Source organism: Oceanobacillus caeni (assembly GCF_019037185.1).
In the GTDB taxonomy this organism is placed as follows: Bacteria; Bacillota; Bacilli; order Bacillales; family Amphibacillaceae; genus Oceanobacillus; species Oceanobacillus caeni.
In genome coordinates, this window is the sequence record NZ_JAHHXM010000011.1 from 68314 (window position 1) to 85956 (window position 17643).

18 protein-coding genes, 1 tRNA gene and 2 pseudogenes are annotated in these 17643 nt (G+C 35.1%); 19 read left to right on the plus strand and 2 right to left on the minus strand.

Features of this window, described 5'->3' with window-relative positions:
• The first annotated feature begins 12 nt into the window (after positions 1-12).
• The 6 genes from KM885_RS08465 to KM885_RS08490 all read left to right on the plus strand — a co-directional run bounded on the left by KM885_RS08465 (position 13) and on the right by KM885_RS08490 (position 6112).
• On the plus strand, positions 13-1218 hold the full coding sequence (locus KM885_RS08465; RefSeq protein WP_244986957.1) for a Ger(x)C family spore germination protein: 1206 nt from the start codon (positions 13-15) through the stop codon (positions 1216-1218).
• 1 nt (position 1219) lies between these two features.
• A complete protein-coding gene (locus KM885_RS08470; protein WP_204798582.1) occupies positions 1220-1465 on the plus strand; it encodes a hypothetical protein in 246 nt (81 codons plus the stop codon).
• 37 nt (positions 1466-1502) lie between these two features.
• Positions 1503-2597, plus strand: a complete 1095-nt coding sequence (locus KM885_RS08475; protein ID WP_047186254.1) for a GerAB/ArcD/ProY family transporter — start codon at positions 1503-1505, stop codon at positions 2595-2597.
• Positions 2598-2778: 181 nt separating this feature from the next.
• Positions 2779-3342: an alkyl hydroperoxide reductase subunit C gene (ahpC, locus tag KM885_RS08480; protein WP_047186232.1), complete on the plus strand. Its 564-nt coding sequence runs from the start codon at positions 2779-2781 to the stop codon at positions 3340-3342.
• Between the two features lie 18 nt (positions 3343-3360).
• On the plus strand, positions 3361-4893 hold the full coding sequence (ahpF, locus tag KM885_RS08485; RefSeq protein ID WP_204798581.1) for an alkyl hydroperoxide reductase subunit F: 1533 nt from the start codon (positions 3361-3363) through the stop codon (positions 4891-4893).
• Between the two features lie 235 nt (positions 4894-5128).
• Entirely contained in the window at positions 5129-6112 is a 984-nt protein-coding gene (locus tag KM885_RS08490; protein WP_052771779.1) for a peptidoglycan-binding domain-containing protein, read from the plus strand.
• A 79-nt stretch (positions 6113-6191) separates the two neighbouring features.
• On the opposite strand, the gene KM885_RS08495 is transcribed toward KM885_RS08490, so the two are convergent.
• The gene (locus tag KM885_RS08495; protein WP_204798579.1) at positions 6192-7349 is read right to left on the minus strand and encodes an acyl-CoA dehydrogenase family protein; all 1158 of its coding nucleotides are present in this window, start codon (positions 7347-7349) and stop codon (positions 6192-6194) included.
• Between the two features lie 261 nt (positions 7350-7610).
• On the opposite strand from KM885_RS08495, the gene KM885_RS08500 reads away from it, so the two are divergent.
• The 10 genes and pseudogenes from KM885_RS08500 to KM885_RS08540 all read left to right on the plus strand — a co-directional run bounded on the left by KM885_RS08500 (position 7611) and on the right by KM885_RS08540 (position 14289).
• On the plus strand, positions 7611-8354 hold the full coding sequence (locus KM885_RS08500; protein ID WP_047186229.1) for an amino acid ABC transporter ATP-binding protein: 744 nt from the start codon (positions 7611-7613) through the stop codon (positions 8352-8354).
• A gap of 23 nt (positions 8355-8377) precedes the next feature.
• On the plus strand, positions 8378-9202 hold the full coding sequence (locus KM885_RS08505; protein WP_084824108.1) for a transporter substrate-binding domain-containing protein: 825 nt from the start codon (positions 8378-8380) through the stop codon (positions 9200-9202).
• A 34-nt stretch (positions 9203-9236) separates the two neighbouring features.
• Positions 9237-9941 (plus strand): amino acid ABC transporter permease, encoded by a 705-nt coding sequence (locus KM885_RS08510; protein ID WP_047186228.1) that lies wholly within the window; start codon positions 9237-9239, stop codon positions 9939-9941.
• A 4-nt stretch (positions 9942-9945) separates the two neighbouring features.
• The gene (locus KM885_RS08515) at positions 9946-10638 is read left to right on the plus strand and encodes an amino acid ABC transporter permease (protein WP_204798578.1); all 693 of its coding nucleotides are present in this window, start codon (positions 9946-9948) and stop codon (positions 10636-10638) included.
• A 200-nt stretch (positions 10639-10838) separates the two neighbouring features.
• Positions 10839-11111, plus strand: a complete 273-nt coding sequence (locus tag KM885_RS08520; protein WP_047186226.1) for a hypothetical protein — start codon at positions 10839-10841, stop codon at positions 11109-11111.
• A 121-nt stretch (positions 11112-11232) separates the two neighbouring features.
• Positions 11233-11496, plus strand: coding sequence for a hypothetical protein (locus KM885_RS08525; RefSeq protein WP_047186225.1), 264 nt, complete (start codon positions 11233-11235; stop codon positions 11494-11496).
• A gap of 309 nt (positions 11497-11805) precedes the next feature.
• Positions 11806-12030, plus strand: a pseudogene (locus KM885_RS18255) (transposase); the annotation flags it as partial.
• Positions 12028-12526: pseudogene (locus tag KM885_RS08530) on the plus strand (transposase); the annotation flags it as partial. The pseudogenes KM885_RS18255 and KM885_RS08530, both read left to right, overlap by 3 nt.
• A gap of 629 nt (positions 12527-13155) precedes the next feature.
• Positions 13156-13338, plus strand: coding sequence for a hypothetical protein (locus KM885_RS08535; RefSeq protein ID WP_047186223.1), 183 nt, complete (start codon positions 13156-13158; stop codon positions 13336-13338).
• A 516-nt stretch (positions 13339-13854) separates the two neighbouring features.
• Positions 13855-14289 carry a hypothetical protein gene (locus KM885_RS08540; RefSeq protein ID WP_047186222.1) on the plus strand — a complete coding sequence of 145 codons (435 nt, stop codon included), beginning with the start codon at positions 13855-13857 and terminating at the stop codon, positions 14287-14289.
• Between the two features lie 178 nt (positions 14290-14467).
• On the opposite strand, the gene KM885_RS08545 is transcribed toward KM885_RS08540, so the two are convergent.
• Positions 14468-14540 (minus strand) — tRNA-Val (locus KM885_RS08545).
• Positions 14541-14661: 121 nt separating this feature from the next.
• On the opposite strand from KM885_RS08545, the gene KM885_RS08550 reads away from it, so the two are divergent.
• The 3 genes from KM885_RS08550 to KM885_RS08560 form a co-directional block, all read left to right on the plus strand.
• Positions 14662-16701, plus strand: coding sequence for a catalase (locus tag KM885_RS08550; RefSeq protein WP_047184240.1), 2040 nt, complete (start codon positions 14662-14664; stop codon positions 16699-16701).
• A 164-nt stretch (positions 16702-16865) separates the two neighbouring features.
• Positions 16866-17264 (plus strand): IS200/IS605 family transposase, encoded by a 399-nt coding sequence (tnpA, locus tag KM885_RS08555; protein WP_216883782.1) that lies wholly within the window; start codon positions 16866-16868, stop codon positions 17262-17264.
• An 11-nt stretch (positions 17265-17275) separates the two neighbouring features.
• The coding region (locus KM885_RS08560) for a helix-turn-helix domain-containing protein (protein WP_216883783.1) at positions 17276-17643 on the plus strand (368 nt) is incomplete at its 3' end.

Below are 17643 nucleotides of genomic sequence, written 5' to 3' on the forward strand. Positions count from 1 at the left end.
ACATTGAAGCGAATGATTCCAATTAGCATCATCCTATTCATGATCATAATTTTATCCGGTTGTTGGGATTCCAAAGAATTAACCGATATATCGATTGTCACGATACTAGGTATTGATAAAGAAGATGATAAATATAAAGTAACCGTACAAATATTAAACCCAGGTGAAATTGCTGGGGATACGGGAACGACTCAACCTGCTGTTAATACGTACACAGAAACTGGAAATACATTAATAGAAGCAATCAGAAGATTAACTAGTATTGCCCCTAGAAAAATATATTTAAGTCATTTACGAATTGTTATTTTTGGAGAGGAATTTGCAAGAGAAGGGATTGGAGGAGTATTAGACTTTCTTTCGCGAGATCATGAGATGAGGACTGACTTCTTCTTCGCAGTAGCCAAGGATTACGCAGCGGAAGACGTGTTGAAAATTTTAACTCCTCTTGAACAAATTCCTGGAAATAATATATGGGGGATGATCAAAACCTCTGAAAAAATTTGGGCGGGGGTTACTTCCGTAAACATTGATGATTTAGTTTCTTCTATTACTTCCAAAGGGAAAGAGGCTAGCATTACAGGACTTAGTATTACTGACGACCCAGAGGTTGGTTCCAAACTAACTAACTTAGAGAAATCTTTACCATATACGAGGATTGAAACATATAACGAAGGTGCATTTCGAAATGATAAATTGGTGGATTGGTTAACTGAGGCCCAAACAAGAACGGTAAACAACATTAACGGTAAGGTTCAAAGTACGGTAACTACCATTCCTTGTGGAAAAAACGGGGACTTGAGTCTAGAAGTGTTTAAGACCAAAGTGGAGAAGAAAGCGAAAGTTAAAGGTGATACTCCGAAAATGGAAGTGAATATAAGAGTTGAATCTAATATAGCGGATGTATCTTGTACGGTAGACCTAACCGATCCAAATGAAATTACCAAGTTAGAGAAAAAGCATGAAAAAGATATAGAAAAAACTACGAGAGATAGTATTAAAGAAATACAGGAAATGGGTGTAGATCTATTTGGTTTTGGCGAAAAGTTTAAAATGAGTAATTTTAAATACTGGAAAACAGTTGAGGATGAATGGGATGAAGTCTTTTCAGATCAATTAGAAGTGGATATAAATGTGGATGTTCAAATCAGAAGAACTGGGACGACCAATCAATCCTTTTTTGAAGAAATAGAAGGTAATATGGATCAAGAGGAGGAGTAAAGTGGTTAAGGCAATATTCATTATCATTTTAGCTGGATTGATTTTTAAACTGGATAAATATTTAATAAAAAAAGATTCAAATTCCATGAAAGATAAAATATTTCATCTCGTTTTTTCTGTTATTGCCTTTAGTCTTACTCTTCTCTATATCCTTGATGTCCCTCTTCTAAATCCAACAGAGGGATGGAAATGGATTTATGAACCGCTAGCCACCCCTTTACGGAAATTACTGGAAAGTTATTTGTAAAAGGTCACATAATGAGCTAAGAATGGATGGTGTAATATTGCTAGAAAAAGGAAGAATTAGTGCCAGACAATTCATGTTATTAGTTTTTATGTATTCTTTAGGGACAAGTATTATTGTAAACCCATCCTTAACCGCGTATTATGCGAGTATGGATGCTTGGATTACATGCATTATCTCATCCATCATTGGGGTTGGCATTGTTTTTTTATTAATCCGAGTTTCATCAATGGATGAAAAGAAGAATTTATTTGAATTAATGGAATTCGCATTGGGAAAATTTATTGGTAAAGTCGTCATTTTACTGTTTTTATTCTTTATGTTATTTCTTACTGCAACCAATTTACGACAAATTGGTGACTTTATGACGACTCAAATTATGGTAGATACTCCGATTCAATTTATTATGTTACTTTTTGCCTTAACTAGTTTATATGGAATAAAATTAGGTCTAGAAGTGATTGGTAGAAGTTGTGAAATCTTTTTTCCTTATGCTATTGTTTCGTTAATTTTGTTAATAGTTTTAGTATCTCCTGAAGCAGATTTTACTAAGATTAAACCAATTCTGGAAGATAGAGCGAGTGCAGCATTTGCTACCGTCATTCCAACTTTAGGAATCCCGTATTTCGAACTCATTGTATTTCTCGCTATTATTCCATATGTTAATGCCTTTAAAAAAGCTAAAAAGGGATTTTATATTGGCACGATAGTTGCTTCTTTTATGATATTGCTAATTACTCTTATGTGTTTAGCTGTATTAGGAGCTGAATTTACCGGCAGACAAGTTTATCCGACATATATTTTAGGTAAAAAAATTAGTATTGCCAATTTCTTAGAACGAATCGAGATTTTGGTTGCAATTGCTTGGTTCTTCACAATCTTTTTTAAAATTACTGTAAACTTTTATGTTCTTTCCTTAGGCTTTAGCCACTTTTTTAAGTTGAAAAATGTCTCAACCCTTTCTACTCCATTAAGTTTTATACTGATTATTCTTGGGTTAATATCTTACCCGAATATTATTTATTATCAAGAAATGATTGCGTATTATTGGGTGTTTTTCGCAGCTACAATGGGACTATGTCTTCCGTTGGTTATTCTGATAGTAGGAAAGATAAGACAAAAAAAGAAAGAATAAAAAAATAGCATCTATTCTGTTTATATGTAAATGATAATATTATTATTGAGAGAAAATTCCGTTATTATTACGATATTGTTCAAAAATATTGCAACCTAATAAGTTGACTAAATGGCAAATATATACAATAATAAGTATTGAATTAAAATTATTATAAATAAATATTTAGGAGGATATAACTATGGCATTAATTGGAAAAGAAATTGAACCATTCAAAGCACAAGCTTATAAAAACGGAGATTTCATTGAAGTTTCTGAACAAGATTTTAAAGGACATTGGAGTGTTGTTTGTTTCTATCCAGCAGACTTTACTTTCGTTTGCCCAACAGAATTAGAAGACCTTCAAAACGAATATCCAAAATTACAAGAGCTAGGTGTAGAAGTATTCTCCGTATCAACTGATACTCACTTTACACATAAAGCTTGGCATGACCATTCAGAAGCAATTGGTAAAATCACTTACGCTATGATTGGTGACCCTTCTCATCAAATCTCTCGTATGTTTGAAGTATTAGTAGAAGAAGAAGGCCGTGCCGATCGTGGAACATTCATTATCGATCCAGATGGCGTTATTCAAGCAGTTGAAATCAATGCTGAAGGAATTGGTCGTGACGCATCTGTTCTTATTGATAAAATCAAAGCCGCTCAATATGTACGTAACAATCCTGGTGAAGTTTGCCCAGCTAAATGGAAAGAAGGAGAAGAAACTCTTAAGCCAAGTCTTGATTTAGTAGGTAAAATCTAAGGGGAGAGCGATTATAATATGTTAGATGCAGAAATAAAACAACAGTTAGAGCAGTATCTAGGCCTTTTAGAAAATGATATTTTACTAAAAGTTAGCTTTGGTTCTGATAAAGTATCTAGAGAAATGCTCGAACTAATAGATGAATTAGCTACTATCTCTACTAAAATAAAAATAGAACATACACAACTAGAAAGAACGCCAAGCTTCAGTGTGAATCGTATTGGGGAAGACACTGGAATTACTTTTGCTGGTGTTCCGTTAGGTCATGAATTTACTTCACTTGTGTTAGCATTACTTCAAGTAAGTGGCCGTACACCAAAAGTAGAACAAAAAGTAATTGACCAAATTAAAGCAATTGAAGACGAATATCATTTTGAAACATATGTCAGCCTTAGCTGTGAAAAATGTCCTGTTGTGGTACAAGCACTAAACATTATGAGTGTTCTAAACCCTAACATATCTCACACCATGATTGAGGGTGGAGCTTTCAAAGACGAAGTAGATAGTAAAAACATCATGGGAGTGCCAACCATCTTCTTAAATGGGGAATCCTTCGGTAATGGACGTATGGAACTTGAAGAGATTCTTGCCAAACTTGGTAGTGGTCCGGATGCATCAGAGTTAGAAAATAAAGATCCATTTGATGTGCTTGTTATAGGTGGTGGCCCAGCTGGAGCTAGTGCTGCGATTTATGCCGCACGTAAAGGAATTCGTACAGGTATTGTCGCTGAACGTTTCGGTGGCCAAATCCTAGACACAGCAGCTATTGAGAACTTTATTAGTGTAAAACATACAGAAGGAACGAAACTCGCTGCTAGCCTTGAAGAACATGTGAAAGAATACGATGTTGATATAATGAATCTACAAACGGTTAAAAACATCGAGAAGAAAGATAATTTCGTTGAAGTAGAATTGGAAAATGGAGCTGTTCTGAAAAGTAAAACGGCTATCCTTTCAACAGGAGCTAAGTGGCGTAACATAGGTGTCCCAGGTGAAAAAGAATATGAAACTAAAGGGGTTGCCTACTGCCCGCACTGTGATGGTCCGTTATTTGAAGGTAAACATGTAGCTGTTGTTGGTGGAGGTAATTCTGGTATCGAAGCTGCAATTGACTTAGCGGGTATTGTCAAACATGTTACGGTACTAGAATTTTTACCAGAGCTTAAAGCAGACTCCGTACTTCAAGATCGTCTTTACAGTCTACCTAATGTTACTGTTATCAAAAACGCAGCAACAAAAGAAATTACAGGTGATGAAACAGTAAACGGTATTAGTTATGTAGACCGTGAAACAGAGGAAGAACATCATATTGAGTTAGAAGGAGTATTCGTACAAATTGGTTTAGTGCCAAGTACAGGATTCCTTAAAGATAGTGAAGTTGAACTTAATAAATTCGGTCAAATTGTTGTAGATAAGACAGGCGCTACAAATGTTCCTGGAATCTTTGCAGCAGGTGACTGTACAGATAGTGCATACAAACAAATTATCATTTCCATGGGATCAGGTGCAACAGCCGCTTTAGGTGCATTTGATTATATGATTCGGAATTAAATACTTATAAAAAAGTCGTTTAACTGTCATTTTTGATGGTTAAACGACTTTTATTTTTTTACCTATTCGTTATGTCCCTGTTACTTGGCTTAGTAGCAGGGATATTTTTTTTCAAGGGAAACTTATTAAAAAAATTATGTACGGGCTAATGATTGGATTTCTCAGAAGTGGTTTATTCGACCAATCGAAAAGGATTGCGAAAAAATAGATATATAGTAAAGGAGGGAGGATTTGAATGCCTTATAATATTCAGAAGAAAATCATCCCGGGGCTAAACCAAAGAAGTTTAATCGCTCCTAACTTTATAGTTGCTCATGATTCTGGTAATCCTAGCAATGTCACACCAGGTTCTTTGGAAAGAGAAGTTAATTTCATGACTAGAAATTGGAAAAACGCTTTTGTTTCCCATTGGGTTGGCGGTGGAGGAAGAATTGTTCAAGTAGCTGAAGTGGGTAGATTACAGTATGGAGCTGGTCCGAAAGCCAATCCCTATGCTTATGCTCAAGTAGAATTAGCGAGAACAAATAATATAGAAACGTTTAAAAAAGATTACGCTGCATATGTATGGTTATTACGAAAGCTTGCTAATGATGCAGGAATACCGATAAAGTTAGATACTGGTTCAAGGGTTACAGATAAAGGGATTAAAACACACGATTGGATAAGAAGGAATATTGGTGGTACAGTTCACAGTGACCCATATGCTTATCTAGCATCCTTTGGCATTTCTAGAGCACAGTTCAAAATGGATGTTGAAAAAGGAACCGCAGCAGTTAAACCAACAGGACAGTCAAATGCTAAATCTCAAACAGTTACTGCTCCCGCTCCTAAAACAAAAGCTAATGCTAAATCTCAACCAGCTACTGCTCCTGCCCCTAAAGCTAAAGCTAATTTAACTGTAGACGGTAAATGGGGTCCATCAACTACGAGAGCATTACAAAAAGCATTAGGCACAGTCGTAGATGGTGTGATAAGTAAGCAGTTGAGAAATAGCGTGACAAATGCGTTATATGGCGGTGTCACATTTGGTTCTGGCGGGAGTTTAGTTATTAAAGCGTTACAGAAGAAAATTGGTGCTAATGCAGATGGTTATTTAGGACCAGAGACCATACGAAAATTACAAAGATATCTCGGTACCCCGGTTGACGGCGCCTTAAGCAGACCATCTTCATTAGTAGTAAAAGAATTGCAACGAAGGTTAAATAAAGGTACTTTTTAAATGAAATGGAGATAGAGGTACAACTCAAATAAATTTTGTTAAATCCCCGGTTTGGAAACCGGGGATTGGTTTTTGGCATTTATTCGACCTTATCAGAGATAGATTTTCCAGCAAGCTGCATAATAATCATATCGTCCATCGGTGGATTGTGTAAACCAGCACGTACATCACGATAATAACGTTGGAGATCACTTTTTTGTGATAAGCTTCTTGCACCAACAATTCTCATCGCTAAGTCAACTACTTCCAAAGCTTTATTAACAACTGATAATTTAACGGCACCCAATTCGGGTCCCATCGTTAATCTTGTAACCTCATCACTTTCATCCCACTTATTGGCAATCGAATAAAGGAAGTTTTTAGATTCTAAAATCAGAAGTTCCATCTCACCTATTTTTTGCTTAATATTTGGCAATTCCGATATGGTGCCTTTAATGCTATTCGGTGAATATGTTGTAGCAAATGTAATGGCAGACTCTTGTGCAGCTTGTGCGATTCCAAGATAGCATGCAGGTATATGTAATAGCCATCCAGCAGGTTTTTTCTTACCTGGAGTTAACTTTTGTACAAGATCATCTTCGTCTACATGAACGTTCTCTAATACTAAGTCATGACTTCCTGAACCACGCATTGCGATAGAGTCCCAGGTTTCATCTACTTTCACTCCTTTTCTCTCTCGTTTGATTAAGAAATTCCCTACCTCATCCGTACCATCAATTGAAGCACTAACAACAAAATAACTTAAAATTGGAGATAGTGTTGTGAATGTTTTACGACCGTTAATTGTCCATCCTGAACTATCTTTTGTTGCATACGTTTCGGGTTGGCCACCGCGTGTAGGACTTCCGGTAGCTGGTTCAGATGCAGCATTATTAAGTAATGCACCTGACTTAAGCACATCTTGAGCTACCGAAGCATACTTATTTTCATCCCATGCTTGGGTTTCACCAAGGTGTTTCATAATGCCCATATGCCAACCGATGGAAAGGGCTGTCGAACCGTCTGCTTTTCCAATTATTTCTTGATATCTTAGCATTTCATATAATGAGATTCCTAACCCACCATATTGCTTAGGTAATGTTAGTGCTGGATAACCAATTGATTTCAGGTCATTAAAGTTATCAAAAGGGAAACTGGCATTTTCATCATGTTCTTTTGCCCGTTCCTTAAAAGGTTTCACTGTTTTGGATAATAAATTTATTCTTTCGTCCATACTGCTTAGTTTTAATAAATTCATCATATCCCTCCATTTTGTGTTAATTAATCAATTTAGTTGGAATTATAGTTTATTATTTCACCACTTTGAAGAAATCTCAAACTTTTTGTCTAATACAATAAATTGTATAATAGCGAATATTTTAATCAAAAATCAAAACCAAGTTGACAGATAGTAATTATGTGTTTAGAATAAATTACAATATTGAAATATATGTAAAGAATACATATTAAGATAACTTGAGTGGGTCACTAAATGTTTATGGAGGTGAGTACACATAAAATGCTATTATTAAAAAATCTGCAAATATCTTTTAATGATGAGCAAGTTTTAAAGGGGATTAATTTAACCGTAAACAAAGGTGATGTTGTTACATTAATTGGTCCTAGTGGTACAGGTAAAACAACATTATTAAGATGTATTAATTATTTGGAAAAACCCGATGATGGAGAAATAACATTAGGAGATGTTCACCTAGACTATAAATCCATTCGGAAAAAAGATATTTTAAAAATCCGTCGGAAAACGGCGATGGTATTTCAACAGTACAATCTTTTTAAGCATAAAACAGTGATTGAGAATGTGATGGAAGCGCAAATGGTCGTGCAAAAAAAATCAAAAAAAGCTGCCTATGAGAAAAGTATGGAGGAATTGGAGAAGGTTGGTTTAATAGATAAAATAAATGCTTATCCTTCTCAACTATCGGGTGGCCAGCAGCAAAGAGTTAGTATTGCAAGGGCATTAGCTGTAGAACCCGAAGTCATCCTATTTGATGAACCAACATCGGCTCTTGATCCCGAATTAGTTGGGGAAGTTTTAAAAGTAATTGAAGCCGTTGCCAAATCAGGAATAACCATTGTGCTAGTTACACATGAGATGTCCTTTGCGCAAAATATATCAACAAAAGTTGTTTTTATGGATAAAGGAAAGATAGTAGAAGAGGGGACTCCAACAGAAATCTTTAACCAATCATCAAATGAGAGAACAAGAGAATTTTTAAATCAATTTTATACTAGAAAGAACTAAAAAGGGAAGGAGAAGTGGGTTTTATGAAAAAGGTATTTGTTTTTATAGGATTGGTGAGCTTAATTTTTCTACTTGGTGCTTGTGGAAGTGATGGTGCTTCAGGAGACGGAGGTTCTGAAGCGGGAGTTAGAACAATTGAGGTGGCCGTACCACCTGCAGCAAAGCCGTTAAGTTATACGGAGAATGGTGAACTAACTGGTTATGAAGTTGAGATATTGCGTAAAGTAGATGAAAAATTACAAGATTATGAGTTTCATATTGTAGGAGTTGGGGATAGTGCCGCAGAGGTAGGATTAGACACAGGGAAATATGATTTAATCGCACAAGGCTTGTTCTTAAGTGAGGAACGTGAAGAAAAATATTTAATACCTTCCGAAAGTAATGGGGCAAGTTTGATGAAGATCTATACAAACGAAGAAAATAAAGATATTGAAACACTTGAAGACTTAGTTGGAAAGAATATTTCTCCGCCTAACCCATCTGGAGGGGTTTTTAACTTTTTAACTGAATATAATGAAGAAAATCCGGATAACCAAATTGAATTTAAAACTTCAGACAGTGGTATTTCCTATGCGGATCGATTGAAGGAAGTTGAATCTGGAAAATATGATGCTTTAGTTTTACCGTCCAATTTAGGTCAAAATGAAATTATTGAACAGGCTGGGTTAAAAATTCATACAACAGAGCCAGTAAAAATATTTCCAACTTATTTTCTGATTCATAAATCCGAAGAGAATGAAGCGTTGAATGAGGAAATTAGTAAAGCGCTAGCGGAATTGAAAGAAGATGGCACACTATCTGAGCTATCCGTAAAATACTATGGGGAAGATGTATTTCAATATGAATGATGCGAATTAATGGAAGGGAGGAGGAGTTACTAAAATGGATATTACCTTTATGTTGGAGATACTCCCCCAATTTTTAAGCGTCCTTCCGATAACATTATTAATTATTGTTGTTTCAACCATATGTGGTTTTCTGTTAAGCGTTTTGGTCGTAGCAATTCGAATTAAGAAAGTCAGGTTGCTTAACCCCATAATGGGAATGTACATCTCTTTCACAAGAAGTACCCCAATCTTGTTACAATTATTTTTAATTTATTATGGTTTACCAGTAGTATTAGCATTAATGGGAATTCATATTAATGATATGAACCCAACGACTGCTTCTATAATTACTCTAATTATTTATAATGGTGCCTATATGTCGGAGGTTGTTCGCCCTGCTTATTTAGCGGTAGAGCGTGGTCAACATGAGGCAGCAGATAGCTTGGGATTTTCGCCTTTTAAGAAATTATACCGTATTATTATTCCACAAGTAGCCCCAATAGCGCTCCCGGGGTTAGGTAATGCTATTATTTATTTAATCCATGATACCTCTTTGATTTTTGCAATCGGTGTAGTGGATATAATGGGGCTTGCTAATATTATAATTTCCAGTAATTATGGAATGAACCAAATTGAAATTTATTTATTAATTGCAATTATTTATTGGATCGTTTCCATGTTATCCGAACAAATGATTAAATATTTAGAGAGAAGAAAACAAAGACTTCCATATAATGGGTCAACGAAGGAGGTAGCCTAATTAAATGTTTCAATTAGATGTTTTAATTGAAGACTTTTTCAGCATTTTAAAGGTTGTACCTCAAACGTTGCTATTGGCAGTTATTATCCTAATACTATCCCTATTTATGGGGGGATGTCTGGCTCTTATCCAACGAAAGAAAATACCAATCCTTTTTACTATTATTACAGTAGTCCAATCTTTTTTAAGGGGTACGCCTAATGTTGTTTTATTATACTTAGGATATTACTCTTTACCTTTTATCGTTCAATATATTGTATCGTTGATGGGTATAGATTTTAATCCTCATCAGTTAGATCCTGTCATAACAGTTATTGTCGTATTTTCTATTAGTTTTTCAGTTTTCCAATCAGAAACAATAAGAGGTTCCTTGCATTCGGTCGAACGCGGGCAGATTGAAGCAGCGCAATCTTTAGGATATGGTTTCTTCCATACGCTATGGAAGGTAATTATACCACAAGCCCTTGTTGAGGCGCTCCCTGATATCATGAACTCGTTTTTAGTTATTATAAAAGCTTTATCCTTGGCGTATTTAATATCGGTTGTAGATATTTTTGGACAAGCAAAATTGTTAGGTGCTTATAATTTTAGCTATATCGAGGCGTTTGTTGCTGCGGCTTTCGTCTATTGGATTTTGTGTTCTATTTTCACCTTGTTTATTAATAAATTTGAACTTCGATTGAGGAAGGGGTATTAAGCAAAGTCTGAAGCTCTGTATAAGAGATTCGGACTTTTGTTATTAACGGAGATAATTTGTGCAGCTTGCTAAGGTAATCTGTCAAATTAGTAACTAATATTTTTAATAAGTAATTGAAATATCATGCTAATATTACATTACAAAGAATTCTAGCTAAATGGCGTGGCGTTAAAAAAGAAGTATCAAGGAGGAGCAAGAATATGAGGAAGGATAAAATAAAAGGTTTAATGATTTTAGGTGCGTTGCTAGGAGTTATTGGACTGATACTTATTTTTTTTAGTGATGATTTTGGAACAACCTTAACTAATGGTTTGTTGGCTACTTTAGATAACATTGACACAATGGATTATGAATTTAAGGTAAAGGCGAAGACAAATAATTTTTTAGTGACTGGTAGCATTCTTTTTGGAATTGGACTTTCTACTGTGGTTTTTTCCTTTTATAAGTCGCTAAATATAAATAATAGGGAATAACACTAATTCACAATTGGTGCAAGTAAAGCAAGGTAATCCGAACCGGGCCGTTTGTTTCTATTTCACAATATTATTGAAATATAATACTAGAAAATTTTATTGGAAGAAGGAGGTATCGATATTGAAAGAAGATAAACGAATTTTGTATTTCAATATGGTTTTGGGGACAATTGGAACCATACTGATTATTTTAGCTGCAATAAGGTATCTGATTAAAGAAAATGATAATACAGGATACGCACTTATAATTTTTGGCTTTATATTAACGATTGGGTATATTAATTACTTGGAAAATAAAGCAGGGATAAGTAAAAAATTGACCTGGATTAGGGTTATTATATCCCTAATTTTATTTTTTTCCTTTTCATATTTTTTATATTACTAGTTATTCCTTATTTAATTATTTGGTGTAATCCTTAGATAAGGAGTCATAAATTGGCAGTTTAGTAGAGTGGCTTAGTCTATTAGATTATGTGGTCTATTTTTACCTTGTTTATTAATAATTTGAACTCCGTTTAAGGAAGGTGTATTAGAAGAAGCTGGGAAAAAACTCCAGTAAATAAAAATTAAGGCGTTGGAGTTTACACTAAAAAAGTGTAGACCCCACGCCTTTTTTTAACGTTATTTTAGTAACCAAAAAGGACACCTTTTGATAAAATTAAAGTGAGCAAACAATAATTTTGGAGGTGTCCTTATGTTTAAACATTATACCATGAACCAAGTAGTTTTGCCACTAGATTTAGAAATTAAATTGAAAGAAAACGATATTGCCTTTGCGATCCATGATCTTGTCGAGAGTATTCCGGAAGAGGCTTTCGAGGACTTCGTACGACAAACCGGGCGTCCTGCGTACCATCCTCGTATGATGTTGAAAATCATTTTGTGTGGGTATACGCAATCCGCGTTTTCTGGTCGTAAAAAAGTACGGTTTAGCCATCATTCCAAACGAACAGACAGGTACGGATTCACCAGTGAATTTAAAGTGTAAAAATGTGAGGACTATTTGGGCTGTCCACTCCGCGATTTATGCACGAAAGCAAAAGAAGGGAACAACCGAACGGTCTACATGAATGAAAAGTGGGAGTTCCAAAAAGAATATGTACGCACGAAGCTTTCAGACGAGAAAACTGGTGAAATTTACGGAAAACGTAAATTGACGCAGAACCAGTGTTTGGTTTTCTGAAGGCTAATTTGGGTTTTACCCGTTTTTCCTTTAGGGGAAAACAGATGGTGAAAAATGAATTAGCATTTGCATGGGTGGCGGTTAACTTGAGAAAAAACGCCGCCATGGACGGTAAAATAGTGGCGGAAGATGGAAAAAAACACAAAAAAGGTTCCAAGTAAATTTTTTATTGCTTGGAACCTTTTTATTTTACTTTTTTTGGCTAGTTATGTCCCAGTCTCATTGTTTTTAGCATGTATCATTTTAATTTTGATTAGACTTTCTATTTAATTTAAAACATTATCACAGTATGAACTCTTTAAACGAGAAAAGCATCTAGTAAATGCCTAATTTGATCATCTAATTTTTTTAATTGAACAATTTGATACTTACTTTTCAGGCATAGTGTATGTATTGGCTGTATGAGTTGCGGAATATTGATTTTCTCCTTGTATTCCGGCACTCATTGACGTATGTGTTACTGTATCATCATTTTGTATTATTTTCTTTAATAATAAAGTTCGCAAAGGATAAAGCTTTTATAATAACTAAAAACAGGCTCATTATATCAGGGAGGGCTTCAACAAGGGCTTGAGGTACAATTACCTTCCTTAACGTATGGAAGAAAAATATATCCTAAAGATTGCACCGCTTCAATCTACCCACGTTTGACCGAATGCAAGAAACCTCTTATTGTTTCTGATTAAAAACTGAAAAGCTAATAAAAAACACAACAATCACTATTATTACACGATCTAATTGAATAAAATGAATCTGGTTTCTTAAATAATCTACTGGCAACATTCCATAATAGTGAAACTTTAATTTTTCTAATTCGTACATAAGGTACGTTGATTAATAAAAATGATGGAGGTGTCAAAGATGTCCAAAGAAGTTATTTTCATCTTAGTTATAGTATCTATGGCAATATGGGTTACGGTGTCTCGAGAATCTGTAAAATCTTCAAAAGAGATAAACTGGCGAAAAATGATAACTTTATTGTTTGCAGGATCTTTATCTACATTAGTTATAATCATTATGCATTTTCAAAGCCTGCTGTTTTAGTTCCGGTACTGGTGCCTTAAAGAACGAATGAGTTATCGATTAGACAGCTTCTATTGTGCTAAATGGCAGGTTAATAGGATAAGAGGTGTTAAAATGAACACAAAATATTATTGGAGAGAAGGATTTAAGTAATAGCGAAGTATTATTAAAAAATAGCAATCTGTATAATGGTCTATGGCTTTATTGAAAAATATAGATTTAGAACTTATATACATATATTATGGTGGCACATTCATTGGCGATGTTTCTTTCTAAGATATTAGCTTAAGATGTAGCTGTTTTCTCTTGATTTTTAGGTTTTTATGGACTTATTCAGCTTATTCTATTTATTATATTCTTGATTTTAGATTTCCAACAGGTGAAGAAAAAACTTAATAGTATTGCAGTAATTTTTAAGAGGGTCTTGTTAGAAAAAATAGTTTTTTAATTTAACAATGTTCCTGTGGCGTTCTATTTTTACTAAGACAGTGGGATAGTTTAGTAAATTGATTCTTTCTTTGGGAGAGGGGGATTCCGGTGGAGTATAATATAAATTCGCAAAGGATATCAATTTTTAGTACTATATTTATTATTATATTGTGGGATGTATTGTCAACTTATTACGGACGCTCTTTATCGCTATTCTTATTCATTTTATTAATCGCAATAGGGTTAGCTTCTTTTCGTTTTAAATTTACCATCCACACCGACCATTTAATATATGAAATATTATTATTTAATAAACCTATCATTCAAAAGGAAATTTACCCAGGCCAAGTAAATCAACTGAAATTGATACGTGTCGGGTGGGCTAAAAAGTCTGCAATTATAAAGGTGAAAAAAGGAATCAACATTAGATTATCTGTACTTGAACCTCAAGAAGCGTATGAACATTTAATTGGATTTGCAGAGAAACACGATATAATGATATTTAAAACGAAGGACTATTTAATTTTGGAAAGAATGAAATAATACTCGGTATTCAACTATCGGTGCAATTGTTGAAACATAATTCACTATATGCTGCAAGTAAAACAAGGCGATCTAAGCTGGATCGTCTTTTTCTATTTCAAAAAACTAATACTATTTTTGGACTATAAAAAAAGCCCGTACCCCTTGATTCACAAGAGATTCAGGCTTTTGTTTCAGATGATTCCAACTGGACTCGAACCAGCGACCCCTACCCTGTCAAGGTAGTGCTCTCCCAGCTGAGCTATGGAATCGTTGTTAACCAATATATTCAATATAATCTGTTTTTAGCAATCTGTCAATCTTTTACACTGTTGTTTTATCACCCTTTATCATAGGCGTTCATACTATTTACTGGGAGGAGGATTGTGATTAATGACTAATGATCGAAAAAATAAGAAGGATGAACAATTGGAAATTTTTCGTGTCCATGATAAAGGGGAAAAATTAACAACAAATCAAGGACTAAAGGTGTCTGAGGATGAATTTTCGTTAAAAGCAGGTGTACGTGGACCGACTTTGATGGAGGACTTTCATTTTCGTGAAAAAATGACGCATTTTGATCATGAAAGAATTCCTGAACGAGTAGTACATGCACGTGGGTATGCAGCGCACGGAGAGTTTCAAGTTTATGAGAGTATGAAGCAGTATACAAGAGCAAAGTTTTTACAGGATCCAACTGTGAAGACGCCGGTTTTTGTCCGTTTCTCAACGGTAGTTGGAAATCGTGGATCGTCGGATACGTTTCGGGATGTGCGTGGGTTTGCAACGAAGTTTTATACGGAAGAAGGAAATTATGATTTAGTTGCGAATAATATGCCCGTCTTCTTTATTCAAGATGGAATCAAATTTCCTGATATTGTCCACGCCATTAAACCGGAGCCACATAATGAAATGCCACAGGCTAGTTCTGCACATGATACGTATTGGGATTTTGTCGTCGCGAATCAAGAGTCGGCCCATATGACGATGTGGCTTATGTCTGATCGTGCTATCCCTAGAAGTTTCAGGATGATGGAAGGTTTCGGCGTTCATACTTTTCGTTTTGTGAATGATGAAGGGAAAGCACACTTTGTTAAGTTCCATTGGAAGCCTACATTAGGTGCACATTCTTTAATCTGGGATGAAGCGCAGGAAATAGCGGGTAGGGATCCTGATTTCCATCGTCGTGATTTATGGGAAAATATTGAAAGGGGAAATTATCCTGAATACGAATTAGGGGTTCAAATTATTGAAGAAAAAGATGAATTTAAATTTGATTTTGACATTTTAGATTCAACGAAACTTTGGCCAGAAGAAGATGTACCGGTGAAAATCATAGGTAAAATGACATTGAATCGTAATGTCGATAATGTATTTGCTGAAACAGAGCAAGTGGCCTTTCATCCCGGTCATGTCGTTCCAGGAATTGATTTCACCAATGATCCATTATTACAGGGACGTCTTTTTTCTTATACCGATACACAACTAATCCGCCTTGGTGGTCCTAATTTTCATGAAATCCCGATTAATAGGCCGGTTTGTCCATTCCATAATAATCAGCGTGATGGGTATCATCGCCAAACGATAAATGTTGGGAAAGTAAGCTATCATAAAAATACGTTGTGGGGAAATACACCTGCTGAAGCAAGTGTGGCAGAAGGTGGATTTAAACATTATGAAGAAAAAGTAGAAGGACGAAAAGTTCAGGCGAGAAGTGAAAGTTTTGCCGATCACTTTTCTCAAGCCACATTGTTTTGGAATAGCATGAGCGATGCGGAGAAAAAACATATTATAAACGCGTTTCAGTTTGAATTAGGTAAGGTGCATAGTGAATCTGTGAAGCAGCAGGTTGTTGATATGTTTGGCAATGTTAATTTGCAATTAGCTACGGAAATTGCCACGTATTTGGGGTTAACACCGCCTAAAAGCGGGATTTCGAACATAACAAAAACATCCCCAGCTTTGAGCTTGGAAAATACGAAGAAAACAGTAGAAACAAGAAAAGTAGCTGTAATTCTGACAGATGGATTTCCTGAATCGGATGTGTTGTTTGTATTAGATGCATTAAAGTCATCTGGAATTCAACCTGAAATCATTAGCGAAAACTTTGGGAAAGTAGTAGGTAATAAAGGTACCGAACTTGAAGTAGATAATACGTTTGAAACGACGAATTCAGTATTATTTGATGCGGTATATATGATAAATGGAAGTAAAACAAGCAAAAAGTTTAATAAAGATGCAGCATATTTTATTGATAAAGCTTTTTCTCATTATAAGCCGATTGGGGCAACTCACGAAGGTATTAAATGGTTTGAGGTAAATCACTTTGTTGGAAATCCTGGTGTCGTGGTAGGGAATGATATGAGAAAGTTTTCAAAGGAATTTAAAGAGGCAATAGCGGCTCACCGTCATTGGAATCGTTCTGTTGTTTAACGCACTTCCGAAAGAAGTCTCCCTCTTCAAGCGTGTGAAGGGCGTAGCCCAATGGTAAGGGGGAGATGAATTTCGGTTGGGCGACAGCCCCAAGGCTTTTTCTTTTGCCTTTATTGTTCATTAAGGTATAATCAGTCTTATAAAACATAAGGATTGATATAAAAATGAAATTAGATAGTAATAACCATTCAGTGTTCTCGATGTATTATCATCTTGTGTTAGTCGTGAAGTATCGTAGAAAAGTAATAGATGATACCATTTCAGATTATGCCAAAGATAAATTTGTGACATTGAGTGAAAGGTATAATATTACATTAGTTGAATGGAACCACGATATGGACCATATTCATATTTTGTTCAAAGCACAACCTAACAGTGAATTATCGAAATTCATCAATGCCTATAAAAGTGCCAGTTCAAGACTTATCAAGAAGGATTTTCCTCATGTTCGTAAAAAATTATGGAAAGAAATGTTTTGGTCAAGAAGTTTTTGTTTGTTGACGACTGGTGGTTCACCAATTGAAGTGGTGAAAAAATATATTGAAAATCAAGGGATAAAGTGAGGTGATTTGATATGGCTAAACAAAATAAAGCGTACAAGTTTAGATTGTATCCAACAGAAGAACAGGCTTTGATCATACGCAAAACGTTTGGATGTGTCCGTTTTGTCTACAACAAGATGTTAGCTGAACGTAAAGAGACTTATGAGTTATTAAAAGAGGATAAAGATGCCTTAAAAAAGGTGAAGAACCCTACTCCTGCCAAATACAAGAAAGAGTACGAATGGCTAAAGGAGGTAGATTCCTTAGCGTTAGCGAACGCACAACTAAATTTGGATAAGGCATATAAAGCATTCTTCAAGGGAAATGCCAAATTCCCGAAATTCAAAAGTAAACGACACAGGCAAAGCTACACAACAAATGTTGTAAACGGTAATATTCA